The following is a 3,611-nucleotide window of genomic DNA, read 5'->3' on the forward strand; positions in this document are numbered from 1 at the left end:
CAGAAGCTGGAGCCGATCACGCAGGACGTCTGCGCGTTCTACGAGGACTGTTCGGCCTCCTCCGGATCGGGCCCGGCCGGGCCGCCCGGCCGCCGCATCACCACGACCACCAGCACGACCAGGGCCACCACCGCGATCAGGGCCACCAGCAGCGCCGCCACGGTCAGCGCCGTGCCGCCCATCAGCGCCTCCTCGCGGACGAGCCGGGACGGGCTCCGGCGCGCGGCCCGGCCGCCGCCGGCCGGGACGCCGCCCGCCGACGCCGCGCGGCCGGAACCGCGGGCCGCCTTTCAGCGTGGTCCGCTCGCCAGGCCGCGGAGCATCCTCCGCGGGCCGCGGCGGATCGTCGTCCGGCGTTCATCGCCGCACCCCGCGTCCCGCGGCGACGGGACGTCTCCGTCCGCGGACGCGTCGCGAACGCATGGCTATCGACAAACTCACGGCACGCATAGTGATCACCGCTATCTGTTCGGGAAATAACGGCGCCCCGGCGCGGACCCGCGCCGGACACGGCGGCACGGGCCGCGTGAGCGCTGGACGCGTCGGGGCGCGTAAGGGGGACGGGGCCGGCCGGACGTCCGTCCGGGCCCCGGTGACAAGAAACGGCCCGGTCGTCCGGGCGGGAAAGCGTCCGACCTCTGAGGCGAACATCCGCCGAGAGACCGGCCCGAGGAGTCATCCGAGTGCGGGCCGAAAACGCCGGTCGAGCACTGGGACGGTGTCGTGTTCCGGTAGCGGGAGGAGCCGCCGCCCGAAAATCGGGAAGGAGACGCGTCCGGGTACCGGGACCAAGGGGTGAGGGGGAGGCGGTCCGGCGACGGCTGGTCCCACCGCGCGGGCGGGCGGACGGCTGGTCCGCGTGGCCACTCGCGGGTGGAGTCACGAGGCCGATCCTTCCTCGCCCGCGGGCCCCTGACGGGGTTCTGGAGCCCTGCCTCGCGAGGACCTACCCGCACCCGGGCGAACCATCGGGTACACGACATCGCCCGGCCGCCGCCGTGGCGGCACCGGGCCGGCCGATCCGCTCCGGACCGGTTCCGGTCGCTGCCCCTCCTGCCTCTCGCCTGCTAGAACATGCTCAGTCGTATGGCAATCCGCTGGTGCGCGGAGTAACTCCTCACTGCCGTAACGGTAAGCGGCAACCATGTAATGAGCAAGCAAACACCAGGGCATTCCGGACAGGCCTTACGGCCGTTCCCGTCCCACCCGCCGCTCACCAGCCGTGACACTCCCGACCGGTCACGTAACCGGTCCCACCCCGGCGTGTCGCGCTCCAGCGGGCCCACCGGCCCGTTGGCGGCCCTGCGAGCGCAAACGCCGAAATTCACGCAGGCGTCCCGCAACGGGTCATGGCGGATTCGCACGGCGAGCGGCCTTGGCGGTGCAGCGCACGGGTCGGCGTACTCGGACTCGGGAGGGGCGCGGCATGGCGTCGGCCGCCCCGCGGGTCAGGCGGCTCGCCCCCCGGCCTGCGGGCCGGCCGGTGGTTGGCGGTCAGTAGCTGAGGCCGCGCTCGCCCATGGCGATGTCCCAGGGGTCGGCGAGGACGATGTCGATCTCGGCGCCCTCGAACGCGCTCTGCCCGTACCTGCGGTAGGCGTCTTCGAGCGACTCGGCCTCGACGTTGTCGTAGTACGTCCGGCCGTCCGCCGTCCGCGTGCGCTTGGAGTAGGTCTGCAGCTGCTTCTCTTCACCGTGCGGCTTCTCGTCACCCATCGCCTCAAACTAGCGCGACCCTCCGTCATTCAGGAGTAGGCGAAGCGAACGGACGAAACGCTCGGCTTCGGAGTCCCCGAGGGGTGCGAGGAAGGCCCGCTCCATGCCGCGACGGGCGTCCTCCGCGCGCCGCAGGAGGTCGGCGCCGTCCTCGGTCAGCGCGACGACGTTCTTACGGCGGTCCTGCTCGCTCCGGCGGCGCTCCACCAGGCCCCGGCGTTCGAGCCGGTCGACGAGCCCGACCATGGTGGTCCGGTCGACGCCCAGGCGGCCCGCCCCTTCGAGCTGCGAGATCGGCCTGCTCTCCCCCAGGACGGCGAGGACGGCCAGTTCCCTCCCGGTGATCCCGAACGGCTCCAACGTCCGCGCGGACTCCTCGGCCAGCCGTGCCTGGACGTGTTTCAGCAGGTAGCCCAGGCGATCGGTGAGGACATCCGCGCCCGCTCGCGCTCCCGGTTCCGCCATGCCGGAAAATCTATCGCGCACAGGATCGTCAGTACGACTGATGATCAGCTAGTCTGACGCATCGTCCGCTCCCCCGAGATTTCGGAGCATCCCCATGAGCGACATCAGGTTCGGCCTCAAGACCAGCCCGGCACACGTCGGATACGACGACATCCTGCGGGTGTGGGAGGAGGCCGACGGCATCCCCGAGATCGACGACTGCTGGCTGTGGGACCACCTGCTGCCCCTCGTCGGCCCGCCGGACGGCGCCGCCTTCGAAGGCTGGACGCTGCTCGCCGCCCTCGCCGCCCGCACCGAGCGCCTCGGCCTCGGCATGCTGGTCACCAACAACCGGATGCGGCGCCCAGCCGTCCTCGGCAAGATCGCCACCACCGTGGACGTCATCTCCGGCGGACGGCTCATCATGGGGCTCGGCGTCGGCGGCACCCGCCAGCCCGCGGGCGCGGGCGGCGTTCCCGGCCCCAACCCCGCCATCGCCGAGTACGCCGCCTACGGGCTGCCGCTGGTCGGCCCCGGCGAAGGCGTCACCCGGCTCGCCGAGACCGTCGACATCCTCACCCGCATGTGGACCGAGGACGTCTTCGACTTCGACGGCCCGCACACCGTCCTGCGCGGCACCCGGAACAACCCGCGTCCCGTCCGGCCAGGCGGACCGCCGCTCCTCATCGGCGGCTGGGGCGACCGCGTCCTCCGCCTGGTGGCCGCCCACGCCGACATCTGGAACATCCCCGGGCCGCCTCACAACCCCGTCGCGCACATCGCCGACCGGGCCCGCCTCCTGGACGCCCACTGCGCCGAGATCGGCCGCGATCCCGCCGAGATCACCCGTTCGGTCCAGATCCTCGTCTCCTACGACGACCTTCCCGCCGCACGAACCACCGTCCGGGAACTGGCGGCCATCGGCGTCGACCACATCGTCCTGGGACTCCGCACCCCGTACCCCAAGAACGCCGCACGCCTCCTCACCGACGAGATCATCGTCCCCGCCCAGCACACCCTCTCCCCCTCCTGACCTGCCCGCGAGGAAGCGCCCCACGTCGATGGTCAATCTCAGCGGGAAGCGGGGCGGTCGAACTCGCCTGAAGCGGATGGAGCGGCTTGGACCGGGGGCGGGCGTGGGTGGGTCAGTCGTCCCAGGCCTCGGGGAAGTCGTCGGTGTCGGCGCCTTCGGATTCGAGGGCGTCCTTCACGACGCGGAAGGCCATGCCGGGCGGGTAGCCCTTGCGGGCGAGCATCCCGACGAGTCGTCGGACGCGCTTGGTGCGCTCGACGCCGCGCGTGGAGGACAGCTTGCGCATGACGAGTTCACGCGCGCGGCGCTCCTCCTGCTCGGAGTCCAGCGTCTCCACGGCCTCGTTGACGATCTCGCGGTCGACGCCACGCTGCCGCAGCTCGGCCGCCAGCGCCCGCCGGCCCAGGCCGCGTCCGGC

The 3,611-nt window shown here is 72.3% G+C and carries 5 protein-coding genes; 1 reads left to right on the plus strand and 4 read right to left on the minus strand.

All coding sequences use genetic code 11. The features are described from left to right. Positions 1-38: 38 nt before the first annotated feature. The 3 genes from AB0J52_RS32135 to AB0J52_RS32145 all read right to left on the minus strand — a co-directional run bounded on the left by AB0J52_RS32135 (position 39) and on the right by AB0J52_RS32145 (position 2,181). Positions 39-182, minus strand: a complete 144-nt coding sequence (locus tag AB0J52_RS32135) for a hypothetical protein (RefSeq protein ID WP_500186572.1) — start codon at positions 180-182, stop codon at positions 39-41. 1,312 nt (positions 183-1,494) lie between these two features. Beyond that, positions 1,495-1,716 (minus strand): hypothetical protein, encoded by a 222-nt coding sequence (locus AB0J52_RS32140; protein WP_500186573.1) that lies wholly within the window; start codon positions 1,714-1,716, stop codon positions 1,495-1,497. 9 nt (positions 1,717-1,725) lie between these two features. After that, the gene (locus AB0J52_RS32145) at positions 1,726-2,181 is read right to left on the minus strand and encodes a MarR family winged helix-turn-helix transcriptional regulator (protein WP_500186574.1); all 456 of its coding nucleotides are present in this window, start codon (positions 2,179-2,181) and stop codon (positions 1,726-1,728) included. A 94-nt stretch (positions 2,182-2,275) separates the two neighbouring features. On the opposite strand from AB0J52_RS32145, the gene AB0J52_RS32150 reads away from it, so the two are divergent. Continuing rightward, positions 2,276-3,193: an LLM class flavin-dependent oxidoreductase gene (locus AB0J52_RS32150; RefSeq protein WP_500186575.1), complete on the plus strand. Its 918-nt coding sequence runs from the start codon at positions 2,276-2,278 to the stop codon at positions 3,191-3,193. A 112-nt stretch (positions 3,194-3,305) separates the two neighbouring features. Here AB0J52_RS32150 and AB0J52_RS32155 read toward each other — a convergent pair. Further along, the coding region (locus AB0J52_RS32155; protein ID WP_500186576.1) for a regulatory protein RecX at positions 3,306-3,611 on the minus strand (306 nt) is incomplete at its 5' end.

Source organism: Spirillospora sp. NPDC049652, from assembly GCF_040675125.1.
Classification (GTDB): domain Bacteria; phylum Actinomycetota; class Actinomycetes; order Streptosporangiales; family Streptosporangiaceae; genus Spirillospora.